This window comes from Bartonella sp. P12B (assembly GCF_055796185.1).
In genome coordinates this window covers 1-2,218 of the sequence record NZ_JBTTDI010000045.1, presented here as the reverse complement: position 1 = coordinate 2,218, position 2,218 = coordinate 1, and the positions used below count along the sequence as shown (strand labels likewise).

The following is a 2,218-nucleotide window of genomic DNA, read 5'->3' as shown; positions in this document are numbered from 1 at the left end:
CGATACTGGTATTCATTGCACACCTCCATGGATTTGTTCTCTCAAGCAAGCTAATCCTCTAGATGTGATTTTCGTGGAAGGGAGCACCTTTTCTGTACCATCGGGTCTTTGAATAGTAATAGCAGGGCAATCCATGAGACCTTTCTTGATCTTATCCTGATAGGGTAACAAAGGAGCACCTGGAGCCCGTCGATAGACCCAATCATGTTTACGCAAGTAATCAGTTAAATCTTTTGGTCGTACTTCAAGCATCTTTGCAGATTCAATCAAACCAAACAAACCATCTGAACGCTTTAAGCCATCAAGTGCTTTTGCTTTGGGTTCTAACTCAGCAATCACATGATCTTTCTGCTCGATTTGGTTTTGTAGATGATTCAAGACACCAAGTAATGCCTCAGGTTTGGAGTAATCTATTTGTGGTGTTGCTACCTGCTTTGCAAGTCGTTCGCATTCGATAAAGTATAAACGAGCCTCTCTACCTTTCTGATTATTCTCAAGCATAGAAAGTTCTTTGGCTACACTTAAAGTCAGATGATAGTCTTTACGATTATGTCCACCCCTACCTTTGCTCGCCAGATTTGGCGAGCAAACAAAGTCTTGATTTTCTACTAAATTATATTTTTTGATACGGTCAGTAACCCAATTGGAAAAATCTTTACCTACTTCCAAAAACGCATGTAACTCACGTGCATTAACAGTTTTGACAGTTTCCTGATCAATAGTTTGTTCCGATATCGGAATAAGAGTGTTCATAATGAACTCCTTATCGTTAAATGTTTTTGATTGACACTCGATAAAAGAGTGCCGGGTGCTCAAAAACACGGCGATAAGTCCGTCGTTACACTTTCCCCGTAAGGGTATTGTATAGTGTAACCACACCCGACAAGCCATTTATATGCTATACGCATATAATGAGTCAAAGCTTTTAATGCGCGGAGAAGAGACTGTTTCGGCAATCCATCCGCTTATCGTCAAGGTGTTTTTGAGGCACCTGATTCGAAGATATACATTACAGAAATAATGTCAAGTACTTCCTGATATAAAAGATGCCCATTGCTCCAAAAGAACACGCCGTTGTTCCAAAAAATCCGTTCGCATGTAAGCTTTTGTCACTGAATTACCAACTGAATGCGCAAGAATAGATTCTGCAATTTCAAATGGTGTTGATGTTGTCTCCGCTATCCAATCACGAAGACTCGATCTAAAACCATGAGGTCTATAATCAAAGCCTTTGTCTTTCATGAATTTAGAAAGCGTTGCATCAGAAATTGGCTTGCCTTTAAGCCCTGCAAATAGAAAGCCGTTTTTTTCAAAAGGCAGAGTTTTTTCAATGACTTTCATAGCTTCATTACTCAGTGGCACACGAAAGTCTAAAACTTTTCCTACAATACCTTTCATATTTTCTTTGGGTATGGTCCATATATTTTTGTCAATCTGCTCAAGACGCAAATAGCGCAATGGATATGATCGAGAACCTGTCAAAATCAGTAATCTTAATGCTAAATTTGAAAGGATATTATCCTCTAAGTTTTGATAAAAAGCTGGAAGTTCTTGCCAAGGCATAGCAGGAATATTCGTCGTTGTCGCACGTGACTTTCCTAAAAGAGCACGTGCTTTCATACAAGCCTGTAGGTCAACATCCAAGCCAAGAGCAGCAGCATATTTCAAGCAAATATTGATACGATTCAGTGCTTTTCGCGCTGTATCTGCTTTTTCATGCCAAAGAGGAGCAAGAACATTGCGAATGATATTGGCTGTCAATTTTTCTATAGATAATTTGCCTATATGTGGAATAACATGCAACTCTAGTGGAGAAAACCAACGACCATTTTTTCCTTCATTTTTCAGCTCTGCTTTTTTGCTTTCAAAAGCCGCTTGCGCAACTTCTTGAAAGATATTGCTTTGCTGTTTTAAAATAGTCTGTTCTCTAAAAACAATAGGATCATTACCTTCTTTAAGAATATCACTATAATGCCTAGCAAGCTCGCGGGCTTCTTTTAAAGAAAGTTTCGTAACAGGACCAAGCCCCATTTCACGGCGCTTATTGTGGTGCGTATAGCGAAAAAACCAAGAGCGCGTATTGTCTTTTCGAACATTTAACCATAGCCCTGCCCCATCACAATATTTACCATGTGGAGACGTCTTTACGAATGATGCTGATAACCTATAAATCGCCCTCACTTAACACCCCCTCTCGTCCACCTTTTCAGGCATTGCC

The 2,218-nt window shown here is 39.7% G+C and carries 2 protein-coding genes; both read right to left on the bottom strand.

All coding sequences use genetic code 11. From position 1 onward, the window contains the following. Positions 1-12: 12 nt before the first annotated feature. The gene (locus AC0QT1_RS08495; protein WP_473201273.1) at positions 13-753 is read right to left on the bottom strand and encodes an antA/AntB antirepressor family protein; all 741 of its coding nucleotides are present in this window, start codon (positions 751-753) and stop codon (positions 13-15) included. Between the two features lie 270 nt (positions 754-1,023). Then, complete coding sequence (locus AC0QT1_RS08490) at positions 1,024-2,181, bottom strand: tyrosine-type recombinase/integrase (RefSeq protein WP_473201274.1); 1,158 nt, start codon at positions 2,179-2,181, stop codon at positions 1,024-1,026. Positions 2,182-2,218 lie beyond the last annotated feature (37 nt).

Bases quoted from the DNA above. Each gene is read 5' to 3' on its own strand.
- AC0QT1_RS08495 (WP_473201273.1), bottom strand. From the start codon at position 753: ATGAACACTCTTATTCCGATATCGGAACAAACTATTGATCAGGAAACT.